Consider the following 15,856-nt stretch of genomic DNA (forward strand, 5'->3'; position numbering starts at 1 on the left):
GATCAGTCAGCCAGGCCGCGCAGCAGGTCATTGACGCTGGTCTTGCTGCGGGTCCTGGCGTCCACCTGCTTGACGATCACCGCGCAATACAGCGAATGGCTGCCATCGGCGGACGGCAGCGACCCGGACACCACTACGCTGTACGGCGGAATGTAGCTGTAGCTGACTTCGCCGGTGGCGCGGTTGTAGATGCGGGTGCTCTGGCTCAGGAAGACGCCCATGCCGATCACGCTGTGATGGCCGACGACCACGCCCTCCACCACTTCCGAACGCGCGCCGATGAAGCAATGGTCTTCGATGATCGTCGGGCTGGCCTGCAGCGGCTCCAGTACGCCGCCGATGCCGGCGCCCCCGGACAGATGGCAGTGCTGGCCGATCTGCGCGCACGATCCCACCGTGGCCCATGTATCGACCATGGTGCCTTCGCCCACATAGGCGCCAATGTTGGTGAAGCTCGGCATGAGCACGACGTCCTTGCCGAAATACGTACCGCGGCGTGCGATCGCACCTGGCACCACGCGCACGCCGCCACGGCGGAACTTCGCTTCATCGTAACCGGCGAAGCGCGATTCCACCTTGTCCCAGAACGGCGCAGGACGTGCATCGACCACCGCCATGTCGTTGACCCGGAAATACAGCAGTACGGCTTTCTTCAGCCACTCGTTGACCTTCCAGCCCCCCTGCCCGTCCGGCTCGGCCACGCGGAATTCGCCGCTTTCCAGCCCGTCGATGACCCGGTTGACCAGCGGTTTGGTGGAGCCTTCAAGCTCGTGCAGGGTGAGCGTGGCACGGCGCTCGAACGCGCTTTCGATACCAAACTTCAGCTCCGACACGCCCGGCGCCGGCGGCTTGCGCAGCGACTTGCGCGCGATGTTGTCCTCCCGCGCCTTCTCGACTGGCACCTTCTTGCTTACGGCCTTGCGCGCCGCCGGTTTCTTCGTTGCTGCCGGTGCCGCCTTGGCGACCTTGGCCGTGCCTGCAGCCTTCTTCTTCGCTGACGCGGTCGGGGTGGCAACAGGTGCCTGACCCGCCTTCGGCTGGGGGGACGCTTTCTTGCTCGGCTTGGTGGCCATCAGAGGGTATCTCCGGCGTTTCTGTCAGGGTCCAGGCAGGACAACATCGCGTCCTGCAACTGCTGCCTGGCGGTTTCATCAAGGGGGAGGTCGTGCTCATCACTGATCACGAAGGTGTCTTCGGCGCGTTCACCGAACGTGGCAATGCGTGCATCGTGCACACGCAGGCCCTGGTTGCGCAGCACGTGCGCCACATCGGCCAGCAGGCCGGGGCGGTCCGGTGCCACCAGGCTGAAACGGGTTCCTGCCGCTTCGCCGGCCTCATCGCGGAACTCGATGCGCGGGGCGAAACGGAAGTGGCGAAGCTGACGGGGAATGGCCCGACGCGAGGGGCGCAACTGCGACAGATCGCCCGACAGCGCGTCGCGCAGGGCAACCTCCAGCCGCAGCGGGTCGCCATCGGCGTAGGTGTCGGCCGGATTGACTTCGAACGTATCGAAGATCGTGTCCGACGGGCCGTCCAGCACGCGCGCGCGGTGGATGCCGTAGCCCTTGCGGTCCAGCGTCATGACGATGGCCGCGAATAGACCATCACGGTCGGGCGAATGCACGAACACTTCCAGCGCCGGGTCGTCGACGCTGATCGGTCGCACCTTCACCAGCGTATGCCCCTGGCGCACGGGCACCAATGCGGCCGCCTGCCAGGCCAACTGTTCCGGGCGCAGGCGGATGAAGCTTTCATCGGGCATCACGGCGAACTGGCGGTCGATGGTGGCGTCGTCGTAGCCATGCTCGCGCACCAGTTGGCGCACGGTATCGCGTGCTTCGGCAACCCGCTCGGCTGCTGGCAGCGGCGGCTCCAGGCCCTCGCGCAGCGCGCGACGGGTTGCGAAATACAAGTCGGCGAGCAGCCGGTCTTTCCACGCATTCCAGAGCTTGGGGCTGGTGCCGGCGATATCCGCGCAGGTGAGCAGGTACAGATAATCCAGCCGCTCACGTGTAGCCACCAGGCTGGCAAAGCGATGGATCACCGCCGGGTCGGAGATGTCCTGCTTCTGCGCGGTCACCGACATGCGCAGGTGCTGCTCCACCAGCCACGCCACCAGATCGGTGTCCGCTGCACCCAGTTCAAGTGCCTGGCAGAACTGCCGTGCATCCACCGCGCCGAGTTCGGAATGATCTCCGCCTCGACCTTTGGCGATGTCGTGGAACAGCCCGGCCAGCAGCAGGAGCTCCGGCCGCCGCAGACGCGGCCACACTTCGTGGGCGATGGAGAACCGCTCCGCCGCGCGGCTGCTGGAAAATTCGCCGATGTTCCGCAGCACCATCAGGGTGTGCTGGTCCACGGTATAGACATGGAACAGATCGAACTGCATCCGCCCGCTCACCTGCGCAAACGCGGGAATCCATTGCCCCAGCACGCCCAGCCTGGCCATGCGCGACAGCGTATCCACCGGTCGTGGCTGGCGCAGCAGCGACAGGAACTGCTGGCGGGCGGCCTGGGTAGCGTGCTCGAAGCTGGGCAACTGCGGCAGGGCTTCTGCCAAGGCACGTGCAGTCAGTGAGTGCAGCCCGCGCACCTGCGCGTTGTTGGCCCAACTGGAAAACAGGGAGAAAATCGCGCTGATGTCATCGTCGGGCCAGTGTGCATCATTGGCAGCCAGATAACCCCGGCGCAGCGAGAAGCCCACGGTCAGCGGCTCGGGCACGGCTTCGCCGTCGAACTGTTCTTCGAAGCGCTGCAGCAGCCGGTCGCTGATCCGGCGCACCACCGACGCGGCGCGGTAGAAGCCCTGCATCATCTTCTCGACGCCCAGGCTTTCGATGTCGTCGGCGAAGCCCAAGCGCGCGGCCAACGTTTTCTGGTAGTCGAAACGCAGGCGCTCTTCGGGCCGGCCGGCGACCAGGTGCAGGCCGTAACGCAGCCCGGCCAGCACGCCGCGTTCGCGGTGCAGCGCAGCGGCCTCGTCGGCGCCCAGATGACCCAGGCCGACCAGCGCTTCCAGGTCACGTACGCCAAACGCACGAAGCGCCATCCAGCCCAGCGTATTGAGATCACGCAGCCCGCCCGGTCCGTCCTTCAGATCCGGCTCCAGGTTGTCGGCGGTATCGCCAAAACGCGCATGACGCGTGCGCAGCTCGTCCAGCTTGGCCAGGAAGAAGGCGCGTGGCGGCCACAAGGTGCCATCATTCATCGCCTGCCGCAGCGCGCGTCGCGCGGCATCGCCGGCCACCAGCGGGCGGGCTTCGATCAGTGCCGTCAGCACGGTCTGGTCGGCCGCGGCCTCACGGCATTGCTGCAGCGAACGCACCGCATGGCTGACCGGCAGCCCACAATCCCACAACAGGGCGAACAGCCGTGACAGACCGCCTTCTGCCGCGTGCTGCGCGCTGGTTTCGCCCAGCACGAGCACATCGACATCCGAACGCGGGAACAATTCGCCGCGCCCATAGCCGCCCACGGCGAACATCGCCAATGCATCGCCGGGCGGCATGCAGCGCTGCCACGCCAGGCGGATCAGGTGGTCCGCCGCGCGCGCGCGCAGCGCAAGCAAGCGCTCGATGCGGTCACCCTGGTCGAAGCGCCGATGCAGCCGCGCGTCGGCCTGTTGCAGCGCCTGACGCGCCGCAGCGGCCCAGTCGGCATCCGGAGCAGAGTCTGCCGGCGCGTCCAGCATCGAACCCGCCGGCAACATCGTCAGGCGACCTGCGATTCGCCGGGGGACAGGGTCAGTACGTCAACACCGGTCTCGGTGACCGCGACCATGTGTTCCCACTGCGCCGACAGCTTGCGATCCTTGGTCACCACGGTCCAGCCATCGGGCAGCACCTTGTTGTAGCGGGTGCCCTCGTTGATCATCGGTTCGATGGTGAAGGTCATGCCCGGCTGCAGCACCAGGCCCTGGCCGGGGCGGCCGTAGTGCACCACCTGCGGCTCATCGTGGTAGACCTTGCCGATGCCGTGGCCGCAGTACTCGCGCACCACGCTGAAGCGCTCGCCCTCGGCATAGCTCTGGATCGCATGGCCGATGTCACCCAGCGTTGCGCCCGGCTTCACTGCACGGATGCCGCGCCACATGGCTTCATAGGTCGCATCGACCAGGCGCTTGGCCATGACCGACGGCGTACCGACGTAATACATGCGGCTGGTATCGCCGTGCCAGCCGTCCTTGATCACCGTGACGTCGATGTTGACGATGTCGCCGTCCTTCAACACCTTCGCTTCGCTCGGGATGCCGTGGCAGATCACGTTGTTGACCGAGGTGCACACGCTCTTCGGGAAGCCACGATAGCCGACGTTGGCCGGCACGGTCTTCTGCACGTTGACGATGTGATCATGGCAGATGCGGTCCAGCTCTTCGGTGGTGACACCGGGCTTGACGAAGGGCGTGACGATGTCCAGCACCTCACTGGCCAGACGGCCAGCCTCACGCATCAGTTCGATTTCCTGGGGGGTTTTCAGATTTACGCTCATGGGGACCATTATCGCCGATCCGGCGCCGATGCTGAACGGGTTCCTGCACGGACCGACAGCGAAGGTTTGGCCTCGCGGCTCGCTGCCGATGGGTCAAAAGTGTGACGTAGGTCTGAATGCGCTCACTTCGCGCCCACGACGGCTTGTTATAAACGACATGTAACAACGCGTTCGACTGCATCGCCCCGGTTCAGGACCCTGAAGGGTCCAAGGAGATCCCGCCCATGCGCTCTACTCGTAGTTTCCGCCGTCTCGCCCTCAGTGGCCTGACCCTCTGCCTCGCAGCTGCGGCCCTGCCCGCCCTCGCGCAGAACAGCGTCACGTTCAATGTGCGTATCGCCATCACGACGTCGTGCACCATTGCCGCGGCCGCCCCTACCGACGTCGATTTCGGCACGGTAGCGTCCACGGCCACCGCACCGGTGCTGGCCCAAGGCACCATCACCGCGCAGTGCTCCGCGCTGACGCCGTACTCGATCGCCCTGAACGCCGGCAGCAACGCCGCGACCGCCGGTGATGTGACCACCCGCCGCATGCGCAACGTCGATGCAGGCGTGACCACCAACAACTTCGTCGGCTATCAGCTGTACCAGGACGCGGGACGCACCAACGTCTGGGGCGCTACGACGGCCACCAACACCGTTGCCGCAGTGGGCACGGGCCTGCCACAGGCCTACAACGTGTACGGCCGCGTGCTCAATCCCAGCGTGAACAACGCCGCGGCCGGTTCCTACCTGGATACGGTCACCGCCACGATCACCTACTGAAGAGGGTGATCGCGATGGTCATTGAACGATGCCGATGGCACACCATCGGCTTGGCGGCGCTGTGCGCGCTGCTTATCCCGCTCGACGCGCTTGCCGCCAGCCTGCAGGTGGCGCCCACGCGGATCGAGCTGCGCCCGGGCCAGACCAGCGAGGCGCTGTGGCTGACCAATACAGGCACGGCCCCCATGCAGGTGCAGGTGCGCGTGTTCCAGTGGCTACAGTCCGACGGACAGGACCAGTTGCTCGAAACGCGGGATATCCAGCCCAGCCCCCCGGTGCATGACATCGCCGCGGGACAGCAGCAGCTGGTGCGGCTGGTGCGCATGGGAGAAACGGATGAGACGCGCCAGCGCGCGTACCGGGTGGTCGTTGACGAACTCCCCCGCTTGGATCCGGATGCCAAGGGCATGCAGTTCGTGCTGCGCTATTCCGTCCCCCTGTTCCTGCAGCCGGCTGACGCCGCCAAGCTGCAGCCCCGGCTGAGCGCGCGCCCCCTCCCCATGGCCGATGGCAGCCCAGGTATCGAGGTACGCAACGAGGGGGATGGCCATGCCCAGCTGGCCGACGTGGCGCTGGGCGATCCGCAGCGCCCCCGGATCGTACGGCCGGGCCTGGTTGGCTATGTCCTGCCCGGCCAAGTCATGCACTGGACACTGGACACCGCCTCCCTGCCGGAAGCGGCCTCGTTCTCGGCGAAGATAAATGGCGAACCGGCGCAGACGCCGCTGCCTGCGACGGCACCGGCTCGCTGAGGCCGCCATGCGCATCCTGCTCGGCCTGGTGCCGGCGAGCGCCCACGCCGCCGACGTGGTCGCCACCGGCGCCATGCCGGATGCGCTGTTGCCGCCTCCCACCCCGCTCACCGCCAGCCAGTCGCTGTACCTGGAGGTCAGCCTGAACCAGGCACCGCGCGGCCTGCTGCCCTTCACCGACGACCACGGGCGACTGCAGGCCAGTCCCCAGGTGCTGCGCCAGCTCGGCTTTCCCGCGCGCGGTGATGCACCGGTCTATCTGGACCAGTTGATGGGCGTACAGGTGCGTTATGACGCGCGCATGCAGACGCTCGCGCTGGATGCGCCGCTGGACGCGTTACAGTTGCCCACCACGGCAGTGGGCGCACGCCCGGCGGACATTCCCGTAGCCAGTTCCAGCCCCGGCGTCCTGCTCAACTACGATCTCTACGGCACGCACGTCGCAGATCTGTCCAGCCTGGCGCTGACGTCGGAAGTACGTCTGTTCGGCATAGGCCGTGGCACGTTGTCCAACCTTGCCCTGCAGCGCAGGTTCCAGGACGGTGACGCGCGACGTTGGCGCAGCGACAGCGTGCGCCTGGACACACGTTGGACCCTGGATTTCCCTCAGCAGGCGGTCACGCTGGAAGTCGGCGATTTTTACAGCGGCTTTCTCGACTGGAGTCGTCCGGTGCGCATGGGCGGGTTGCAGATCGGGCGCAACTACGGCCTGCAGCCCTACCGCGTGTTATCGCCCACGCCCAGCTTCCTTGGCCAGGCCGTGGTGCCCAGCAACGTCGAGTTGTACGTGGACGGGCTGCGCCAGTACAGCGGGGCCGTGCCGGTAGGCCCGTTCCAGCTGGCGACGCAACCGGGCATCAGCGGCACCGGCACCGCGCAGGTGGTCATCACGGATGCGTTCGGACGCACGCGCACCGTGGACTTCGATTTCTATGGCACCCAGCAACTGCTGGCGCGGGGCCTGACCGACTGGTCAGTGGGCGTGGGCCGTCTGCGCGAAGACTACGGGGTGCGTTCTTTTGCCTACGACAACCGCACCCTGGCCAGCGCGACCTGGCGGCATGGCGTCAGCGACCGGTTCACCGCCGAAGCCCATGCCGAGGCCGGTGGCGGGCTGCGCACGGCCGGGGTGGGCGGCGGCTGGCTGGCAGGTCGCGCCGGGGTGGTCACCCTGGCCTATGCACGCAGCGCGCTGGGGGCGCTGGAGGGCGGGCAGTACTCGGTGGGCTACAACTGGAACAACCGGCGCTACAACCTCAACCTGCTCAGTCGCCGCACCCACGGCGATTACCGCGACCTGGGCGCGCTGCAGGACAGCCTGCCAGCGGACATCACCGAGCAGGCCACGTTCGGCGTCAGCCTGGACCGGCTGGGTGCGTTCAGTGCCAGCTACCTGCGCTTGCGCCAGGCGGAAGGCCAGGACGACCGCTACGCCAGCGTGTTCTGGTCGCGCACCTTCGCACAGCGCTGGTCGGCCTATGTGTCGGTGAACCAGAACCTGAGCGACGGCGGCGACCGCAGCATCTACGCATCGCTGGCGACGACCCTGGGGCGTGACCGACAAGCCAGCGCCGCCGTGCAGCACAACGGGGGCGACGCGCTGTACAGCGTGGACGTCTCGCAACCCGTGCCCGGCGACGGGGGTGGCAATGGCATGGGCTGGCGCGTGCAGGCGCGCCAGGGTGACCGCGGCACCGGCGGACTCGCAGAGGCCGGCTGGCTGACCCCGACTGGCCGCTACGCGCTGGGGGCGGTGCATGAGGGCGGCAGCACCTATGGCTACGCCAACGCCGGTGGCGCGCTGGTGTGGATGGGCGGCCACCTGTTCGCCGCGCGCGAGGTCAACGATGCCTTCGCGGTGGTGTCCACGGGGGGCATCGAAGGCGTGCCCGTGCGGCTGGAAAACCGTCCCGTCGGCATCACCAACCGACGCGGCCTGCTGCTGGTCAGCCCGCTGCTGTCCTGGCAGCGCAACCGCCTGTCCATCGATACCCTGGGCCTGCCGGCAGACATCGCCGCCGAACGCGTGGACGATTGGGTGACGCCGAGCCAGGGCGCCGGACTGGGCGTGAGTTTCGGGTTGCGGCGCAGTCGCGCGGTGCAACTGGTCGTGCACGATATCGCCGGGCAACCGCTGCCTGCGGGGAGCGTGGCGCGGTTTGGCGAGCAGGGTGACGCCGTGGTCGGCTATGACGGCGCGCTGTACATCCAGGACCTGCCCAGCAACGGCAGGTTGGACATCGCCACCAGCGAAGGACGCTGCGTGCTTACCGTACCGCCCCTCCCGGTGGCAGCCGACGGTGCCATTCCACGCCTCGGCCCGCTTGTCTGCCAGCCGGTGCCCGACGGGGACGTGCAATGAACCGCATGGGGCTGCCCGGCATCCTGATGCTGCTCATGCTGTTGGCCTGGCCGCGTGCTGCCCACGCCGACACGACATGCACCGCCACCGCCACGGCCGTGGCCTTCGGTAATGTGGGCAACATGGCGGGCTCGCCCACGCCCGCCAGCATGGGCATCAGCATCACGTGTGCCACCAGCGGACTTACCCTGCTGGCCAATGTCCGTGTGCGCCTGTGCGTGGGCATCGGCAGCGGCAGCGCCGGCACCACCCTTCTGCCAACCCGGCAACTGGCCAATGCCAGCGGCGATACGCTGGCGTTCCAGCTGTACACCGACGCGGCCCGCCAGGTGCCATGGGGCTTGTTGCAGGGAGGTGCGCCGCCCGCGCAGGACCTGCAGATCAGCTACTCCGCCCCCCTGCTCGGCGGCAGCACCACCACATCCAGCACCGTGTACGGGCTTGTCTCCGCCAACCAGTCGTTGGCCACGGGCAGCTACAGCAGCAGCTTCAACCAGACCGATGTCACCTTGACCTATGCCTACAACGAAGTAGTCATCGGCACACCGACCATGCCGGCCAGTTGCAGCGCCCCGGCCGCCACCAACCGCAAGACCACCATCAACAGTTTTCCTTTCACCGCCACCGCGACGGTGCTGCCCCAGTGCGGCAGCTATCTGGTGACCGACATGGATTTCGGCAGCGCGGCAGGACGCATCGGCAGCGCCATCGACCAGACCGCCCAGCTGACCCTCACCTGCGTGCGCCGCACGCCGTTCAACGTCTCCCTGGACAACGGCCTGTACGCATCCGCAGGCACGCGCCGGATGCGCCACGCCACCAGCAGCACCGCCTTCATCCCCTATGAGCTGTACCGCAATGCCGCGCGTACCCAGCGCTGGGGCAACGCGATCGGTATCGATACCGTCGCCGGCACCGGCACCGGCGTTGCCCAGCAGATCACCATCCACGGACGTGCCCCCGCCACCAGCGGCGCCCTGCCGGTGGCCGGCAACTACAGTGATCGGATAACGGTGACCATCACTTACTGATTAACCGTCCTCGTTGCCGGGTTAAAGCGCGCTCTGTCACAGCCGATATCCCGTCAGGTATCGGCTGCAGGAGAACGAGGATGGGTCATTACACAGGGCGGAGTCTGCTGGCCGCCATGGCCGTCCTGTACGCAGCCGGCGCTGGCGCTTCGGCGTCGGACACGCTGCGCCTGCGCATGCAGATCGTGGAAAGCTGCACCGATCCCGCACCGGCCCGAACGGCCCCGACCGACGGCCCCGTCCAGTGCAGCGCGCCGCACCGGCGTGGCGAACCGGCGCGCTTTCCCGCACAGCTGCAACGCCTCGCACCGCCACAGCGCCCCAGCGAACGCAGCGAGCGCGGCGCGGATACGGTGGTGTTCTGATGCGGCAGCGCGTGCCCGTTGCCGCCACCGCCGCCTTGTTGGCAGCGACCGGCGTTGCGCCGCGCACCCTGGCACTGGAACTTCAACCGACCACGCTGCAGCTGGCACAGGGGCAGGCCCAGGGGGAACTCTGGCTGGGCAACCCCGGCCCTGAGCCGTGGGCCGGTCGGATCCAGATCCTGCACTGGGTGCAGACCGAAGGACGCGATGCGCTGCAGCCGAGCGCGGACGTGGTCGCCAGCCCTGCCCTGCCACGCCTGCCGGGTGGCACGCGCCAACGTATCCGGCTGGTGCTGCCACACTCCCTTCCCGCAGGCGCCGAACGCGCGTATCGCGTGCTGGTGGAGCCCACCGACCCGCGCCTGCCCCGGTACTCACTGCCCTTGTTCATCACACCTGCGGGGCCGACTGGCAAGGCGACCCTGCAGGCAGGCGTGCAACGTCGCACCGCCGACGCGTCCTGCCTGTTTCTGCATAATCCGGACCTGCGCAGGGCGCGGCTGGCCGATCTGGCTTTCGTTGATCGCGACGGCGGGACCCAGGTGTTGCAGTCCGGGCTGGCCGGCTATGTACTGCACGGCGCCTCGGTGTGCTGGGACCTGCCACAGCGGGCTGACCACTACGCAGGCGGGCGGTTCCAGGCCCGACGCGATGGCGCCGATAGCGGGCTCCTTGCCGAGATTGCAGTGGCTGCCAGCAGCGGGCTATAATCCGCGGATTCCTGCCGCATCCATGCGCGGGACATCGTCCACACCGGACGTCACCGGTGAATCCACACCCATCGTCCCGATCCGTGCCGGGGTGCCCCCGCAAGGGGTTCGGCCACGGAGACGATGGGGAAGCCCAACCCCGGAACCATTCATGCGCGCCCGCGCCGTCCCGCACACTTTCCGCGGGCGTCCTCCAGGGGACATCGGTGCACGCAGGTTCCCTGTCAGGAGTAATGCAATGCCCCAGATCACCATGCGCCAGATGCTTGAAGCCGGCGTCCATTTCGGCCACCAGACCCGTTACTGGAACCCGAAAATGGCTCCGTACATCTTCGGTGCCCGCGGCAAGATCCACATCATCAACCTGGAAAAGACCGTCCCGCTGTTCAACGACGCGATGAACTTCATCTCCTCGATCGCACAGAAGCGCGGCATCATCCTGTTCCTGGGCACCAAGCGCAGCGCACGCGAGTCGATCCGCGAAGAAGCCGAGCGTTGCGGCATGCCGTTCATGAACCAGCGTTGGCTGGGCGGCACCCTGACCAACTTCCGTACCGTGAAGCAGTCGGTTGCCCGCCTGAAGGAACTGGAAGCCGGTGAGAACGACGGCAGCTTCGAGAAGCTGGTCAAGCACGAAGTGCTGGGCCTGCGTCGCGAGCGCGACAAGCTGGAAGCCTCGCTGGGCGGCATCAAGGACATGAACCGTCTGCCCGACGCGATCTTCGTCATCGATATCGGCCACGAAGACATCGCCATCAAGGAAGCCAAGAAGCTCGGCATCCCGGTGATCGCCGTGGTTGATACCAACTACAACCCGGAACTGGTCGATTACGCCATCCCGGGCAACGACGATGCCATCCGCGCCGTGCAGCTGTACGCCCGCGCTGCAGCTGACTCCGTGCTGGAAGGCAAGGCGGCTGCTCCGCATTCGGCCACCGTGCGCGAAGAAGAGTTCGCCGACGCTGCCGCTGAAGGCGAAGAGGCCAAGCCGGCCCGTCGCGCTCCGGCCAAGAAGGCTGCCGAGAAGAAGTCGGGCGAAGCCCAGGCCTGATCCAGGCCCCCGGTGGGCGCCCTGCGCCCACCTCCCCTGCATGTCGCCACTGGCGCTGACAGGGCCATGTCATACGGGCCGGCCATCATGCCGGCCCAACCCCTTTCTTTCTGAGGAAATCCCATGGAAATCACTGCTTCCCTGGTCAAGGAACTGCGCGAGCGCACCGGCGCCGGCATGATGGAGTGCAAGAAGGCGCTCGTCGAAAACAACGGCGACATCGAGCTGTCCATCGAAGCGCTGCGCAAGTCGGGTCTGGCCAAGGCCGACAAGAAGGCTGACCGCGTTGCGGCCGAAGGCATCATCCGCGCTGCACAGAACGGCGGCACCGCGGTGCTGGTCGAAATCAACTCCGAAACCGACTTCGTCGCCAAGGATGAGAACTTCACCAACTTCGCCGATTCGGTCGTTGCTGCCGCACTGTCCTCGGGCGCTGCCGACATCGCAACCCTGAACGAAGTCAAGCTGGCGTCGGGCGAGACCATCAACGAGACCCGCGCTGCGGTGATCGCCAAGGTCGGTGAGAAGGTCGACGTGCGTCGTATCGTGCGCCTGGAAAGCACCCACAACGTGGCGGCCTACGTCCACGGTGGCCGCATCGGCGTGCTGGTGGAACTGGCCGGCGGCGACGCCGAGCTGGCCCGTGGCCTGGCCATGCACGTGGCAGCGATGAACCCGCCGCACAACAAGGCGTCCGATGTGCCGGCCGAGTTCGTTGCCAAGGAAAAGGAAATCGAGCTGGCCAAGATGACCGACAAGGACAAGGCCAAGCCGGCCGACATCCTCGAGAAGATCATCAGCGGCAAGATCGCCAAGATCGTCAACGAAGTGACCCTGTACGGCCAGCCGTACGTGCTGGACACCAACCAGTCGGTCGAGCAGGTACTGAAGGCCGCGGGCGCCGAAGTGATCGGCTTCCAGCGTCTGGCCGTCGGCGAAGGCATCGAGAAGGTGGTGGAAGACTACGCCGCCGAAGTGATGAAGCAGGCTGGCCTGGCCTGATCGCCCGGTTGACCTGATTCACGGAAAAGCCGCGCTCTGCGCGGCTTTTTTTTTGTTTCCCACGGTGCCGGCCGCGTCCGCTAGCGCCGCGCCCTGCTTGGCAGGATCCTCAAACGCCGCTGCGCTCGCCGACCGTGGGTCGGCGCTACCCACCGCGGCGCCTTTGCGTTATGTGGCGTTCGGACCGATACTCTTTCCAGGGGAGTTCGTAGGGTGCAAGGGGCATTACGCAGATCTGTGACGGAACCCCTCTCCCGCCACATTTGAATGAACGACCCGATATGCCTCCTGAGCTGACAGCCGTCCTGGCGCTCTGCCGCAATCTTCCGTCGCCCCCCGGCATTGCCCTGCGCATCATCGAACTTGCCCAGGATCCCGAAGCGGACATCACCACCGCCGCCGACATCATCGCCATCGACATGGCGCTGAGTGCTCGCATGCTGCGTATCGCCAATTCGCCGCTGTATGCCAGCCGCCGCCGGATAGAAAATCTCGGCCAGGCGCTGACCATGCTGGGCCTGAACGCGACCATCAGCCTTGCCCTTGGATTCACCGTGACCCAGGGCCTGCTGGCCCGCGACAGCGGCAATGGCCATGACCTGCGCGAACGCGTCTGGCGTCGCAGCATCCTCAGTGCGCTGGCCGCCAGCCAGCTTGGCCAGGCCCGCGGCCTGCGCCGACTGGAAGAACTGATGCTGGCCGGCCTGCTGCAGGATATCGGCATCCTCGCCCTGCTGCAGTCACATGCGGATACCTACCAGCCGCTGCTGCGCGAGGCGGATGACAACGCCGCCCTGCTGGCCGCCGAGCGCACGCAGCTGCAGTGCACGCATGCGGACGTCGGCACATGGATGGCCGGCCAGTGGGACCTGCCGCGCTACCTTGCCGACTCCATCGCCCACAGCGAGGATGCCACGCTGTCCGACGACCATTTCCAGGCCTGCGTGCAGCTCTCCGGCACCGTGGCGGACATCTGGCTCGACACCGATCCTGACGCGGCCCGCGAACGCGCCTTGGCCCAGGTGCATGCGCGGCTTGGGCTGGACAGTGCGCAGTTCGACCAGGTGCTGGCAAAAATCAGCGAGGCGCTGCCGACCATCGCCAGCCTGTTCGACACCGCCCCCACCACGCCCACGCGCGTACAGCTGCTCATCGACCACGCACAGGAACTGGCCACGCTGCGCAACCTGCGTCAGCTGCAGGACGCCGAGCAGGCCCGTCGCCGCGCTGATGAGTTCGAAGCGCGCGCCAAGCGGCTGACCGAGCAGGCGCACCGCGATGCACTGACCGGCGTCCTCAACCGCCGCCAGCTGGAAGCCGTGCTGGAGCAGGAATTCCTGCGCGCGACGCGGCACGGCTGGCCGCTGTCTGTGGCCTTCATCGACCTGGACGATTTCAAGAAGATCAACGACGCGCATGGTCACCTGACCGGCGACGAAGTGCTGCGCGAGTTCGCCGGCAACCTGCAGGGCAAGCTGCGCACCAGCGACACGGTCGCGCGCTTTGGTGGCGAAGAGTTCGTCGCGCTGCTGCCGAATACCACCGAATCGGTCGCGCTGGATGTGATCCGCCGTGTACTGGCCAGCATCGTCATCACGCCGATGGCCATGAGCGAAGGCGGCCCATTGTTCGTAACGTTCTCCGCCGGCGTCGCGACCCAAGGGGGCTACGAGCGTTTCGCCGATGTGCAGGACCTGCTGCGCGCTGCCGATGACGTGCTGTACCGCTCCAAGAACCTGGGCCGCAACCGCGTCATCGCCCGCTCGCCCAGCGACGAGCCGTTCACCCGGGCCACGATGGAAAGCGGCAGCGCGGCCTGAACCGAGGCTCGCCAGCACACCGCCCTGGCGGCGCTGCACATGCCGCAGTGCACGAAAAGACTACAGCGGGGGCCCGCTTGCCAGTAGAATCTGCCGGGAATTCACGCATACCGAGGCCCCCATGTCCAAGCTCACCTATCGCCGCATCCTGTTGAAACTTTCCGGGGAGGCGCTGATGGGAGACGAGGACTACGGCATCGACCCCAAGGTCATCAACCGCCTCGCCCGTGAAGTCATCGAAGCGCAGCAGGCGGGCGCGGAGATCGCCTTGGTCATCGGCGGCGGCAACATCTTCCGCGGCGCCGGCCTGGCAGCGGGCGGCATGGACCGGGTGACCGGCGACCAGATGGGCATGCTGGCCACGGTGATCAACGCCCTGGCGATGCAGGATGCGCTCGAGAAAGTCGGCGCCAAGGCGCGGGTGATGAGCGCGATCAAGATCAACGACGTGTGCGAGGACTACATCCGCCGCCGCGCCATCCGCCACCTGGAAAAGGGCCGTCTGGTGATTTTCGCCGCCGGCGTGGGCAGCCCCTTCTTCACCACCGATTCGGGTGCCGCCCTGCGCGCCATCGAGATCGGTGCCGACCTGCTGCTGAAGGCCACCAAGGTCGATGGCGTCTACGACAAAGACCCGAACAAGTACGACGACGCCGTGCGCTTCGACAGCCTGACCTATGACGATGTCATCACCCGCGGCCTGGAGGTGATGGACACCGCCGCCTTCGCACTGGCGCGCGACAGCGACCTGCCGCTGCGCGTGTTCGACATGAGCCAGCCGGGCGAACTGCTGAAGATCCTACACGGCGAGAACATCGGCACCCTGGTGCGCGGCCGCAACACGCCGGCCAACTGAGCGGCGGATGCACGGACGGGGCCGCACGGTCCCGGCTGGGGCCCTATTCGCCTATAATCGCCCGATTCCAGTACTACCCAGGATCGGGCGATGCTCAACGACATCAAGCAGAACGCGCGCGAGCGCATGACCAAGAGCATCGAAGCTCTGCGTCAAACCCTGACAGCCATCCGCACCGGCCGCGCCTCGCCGGCGCTGTTGAATGGCATTTCGGTGCTGGCCTATGGCACGCAGTCCCCGCTGGACAACGTGGCCTCCATCAGCGTTTCTGAAGGCCGCTCGCTGGTGATCTCGGTGTTCGACAAAGGCCTCGTCGCCGCGGTCGAGAAGTCGATCTACGCGTCCGACCTGGGCCTGACCCCGACCGTGGTCGGCACCGTCATCCGCCTCAACCTGCCGCCGCTCACCGAAGAGCGCCGCAAGGAACTGGCCAAGACCGTGGGCAAGGAAGGCGAAGAAACCAAGGTTTCCATCCGCAACATCCGTCGTGATGCCAACCAGGAAGTGGCCAAGCTGCTCAAGGACAAGGAAATCACCGAGGACGACAAGAAGCGCGCCGAAGACGACATCCAGAAGCTGACCGACAACAGCATCAAGGACGTCGACAAGGTGGTTGCCGAGAAGGAAAAGGAACTGATGGCGGTCTGAAGCA

14 protein-coding genes are annotated in these 15,856 nt (G+C 66.6%); 11 read left to right on the plus strand and 3 right to left on the minus strand.

Going from position 1 to position 15,856, the window contains the following annotated elements; genetic code table 11:
• Nucleotides 1-2: 2 nt before the first annotated feature.
• Genes dapD through map form a run of 3 tightly spaced genes read right to left on the minus strand, consistent with a single transcriptional unit; the run spans nt 3 to nt 4,488 of the window.
• The gene (gene dapD, locus ABRP17_RS03125; protein WP_349984834.1) at nt 3-1,073 is read right to left on the minus strand and encodes a 2,3,4,5-tetrahydropyridine-2,6-dicarboxylate N-succinyltransferase; all 1,071 of its coding nucleotides are present in this window, start codon (nt 1,071-1,073) and stop codon (nt 3-5) included.
• Nucleotides 1,073-3,691, minus strand: coding sequence for a [protein-PII] uridylyltransferase (locus ABRP17_RS03130; protein ID WP_372486951.1), 2,619 nt, complete (start codon nt 3,689-3,691; stop codon nt 1,073-1,075). Before ABRP17_RS03130 ends, dapD begins: the two co-directional genes overlap by 1 nt.
• A 20-nt stretch (nt 3,692-3,711) precedes the next feature.
• Nucleotides 3,712-4,488 (minus strand): type I methionyl aminopeptidase, encoded by a 777-nt coding sequence (gene map / locus ABRP17_RS03135; RefSeq protein WP_197973995.1) that lies wholly within the window; start codon nt 4,486-4,488, stop codon nt 3,712-3,714.
• 224 nt (nt 4,489-4,712) lie between these two features.
• On the opposite strand from map, the gene ABRP17_RS03140 reads away from it, so the two are divergent.
• The 11 genes from ABRP17_RS03140 (at nt 4,713) to frr (ending at nt 15,852) form a co-directional block, all read left to right on the plus strand.
• The gene (locus ABRP17_RS03140) at nt 4,713-5,255 is read left to right on the plus strand and encodes a spore coat U domain-containing protein (RefSeq protein ID WP_349984836.1); all 543 of its coding nucleotides are present in this window, start codon (nt 4,713-4,715) and stop codon (nt 5,253-5,255) included.
• A gap of 14 nt (nt 5,256-5,269) precedes the next feature.
• Nucleotides 5,270-6,007, plus strand: a complete 738-nt coding sequence (locus ABRP17_RS03145) for a molecular chaperone (RefSeq protein WP_192080362.1) — start codon at nt 5,270-5,272, stop codon at nt 6,005-6,007.
• A gap of 7 nt (nt 6,008-6,014) precedes the next feature.
• Nucleotides 6,015-8,369 (plus strand): fimbria/pilus outer membrane usher protein, encoded by a 2,355-nt coding sequence (locus ABRP17_RS03150; protein ID WP_349984837.1) that lies wholly within the window; start codon nt 6,015-6,017, stop codon nt 8,367-8,369.
• The gene (locus tag ABRP17_RS03155; RefSeq protein ID WP_349984838.1) at nt 8,366-9,400 is read left to right on the plus strand and encodes a spore coat protein U domain-containing protein; all 1,035 of its coding nucleotides are present in this window, start codon (nt 8,366-8,368) and stop codon (nt 9,398-9,400) included. The genes ABRP17_RS03150 and ABRP17_RS03155 overlap by 4 nt, the downstream gene beginning before the upstream one ends.
• A gap of 80 nt (nt 9,401-9,480) precedes the next feature.
• The gene (locus tag ABRP17_RS03160; protein WP_349984839.1) at nt 9,481-9,765 is read left to right on the plus strand and encodes a hypothetical protein; all 285 of its coding nucleotides are present in this window, start codon (nt 9,481-9,483) and stop codon (nt 9,763-9,765) included.
• Nucleotides 9,765-10,475, plus strand: a complete 711-nt coding sequence (locus ABRP17_RS03165) for a fimbria/pilus periplasmic chaperone (protein WP_349984840.1) — start codon at nt 9,765-9,767, stop codon at nt 10,473-10,475. Before ABRP17_RS03160 ends, ABRP17_RS03165 begins: the two co-directional genes overlap by 1 nt.
• 238 nt (nt 10,476-10,713) lie before the next feature.
• The gene (rpsB, locus tag ABRP17_RS03170) at nt 10,714-11,526 is read left to right on the plus strand and encodes a 30S ribosomal protein S2 (protein WP_188324569.1); all 813 of its coding nucleotides are present in this window, start codon (nt 10,714-10,716) and stop codon (nt 11,524-11,526) included.
• 123 nt (nt 11,527-11,649) lie between these two features.
• Entirely contained in the window at nt 11,650-12,528 is an 879-nt protein-coding gene (gene tsf / locus ABRP17_RS03175) for a translation elongation factor Ts (RefSeq protein WP_349984841.1), read from the plus strand.
• Between the two features lie 281 nt (nt 12,529-12,809).
• Nucleotides 12,810-14,348 (plus strand): GGDEF domain-containing protein, encoded by a 1,539-nt coding sequence (locus ABRP17_RS03180; RefSeq protein WP_349984842.1) that lies wholly within the window; start codon nt 12,810-12,812, stop codon nt 14,346-14,348.
• Between the two features lie 121 nt (nt 14,349-14,469).
• Nucleotides 14,470-15,204, plus strand: coding sequence for a UMP kinase (pyrH, locus tag ABRP17_RS03185; RefSeq protein WP_188324572.1), 735 nt, complete (start codon nt 14,470-14,472; stop codon nt 15,202-15,204).
• A 90-nt stretch (nt 15,205-15,294) separates the two neighbouring features.
• A complete protein-coding gene (gene frr, locus ABRP17_RS03190; RefSeq protein ID WP_188324573.1) occupies nt 15,295-15,852 on the plus strand; it encodes a ribosome recycling factor in 558 nt (185 codons plus the stop codon).
• The last annotated feature ends 4 nt before the right edge of the window (nt 15,853-15,856 follow it).

Origin of the sequence: Stenotrophomonas sp. WHRI 8082 (genome assembly GCF_040223995.2) — a bacterium.
Classification (GTDB): Bacteria; Pseudomonadota; Gammaproteobacteria; order Xanthomonadales; family Xanthomonadaceae; genus Stenotrophomonas.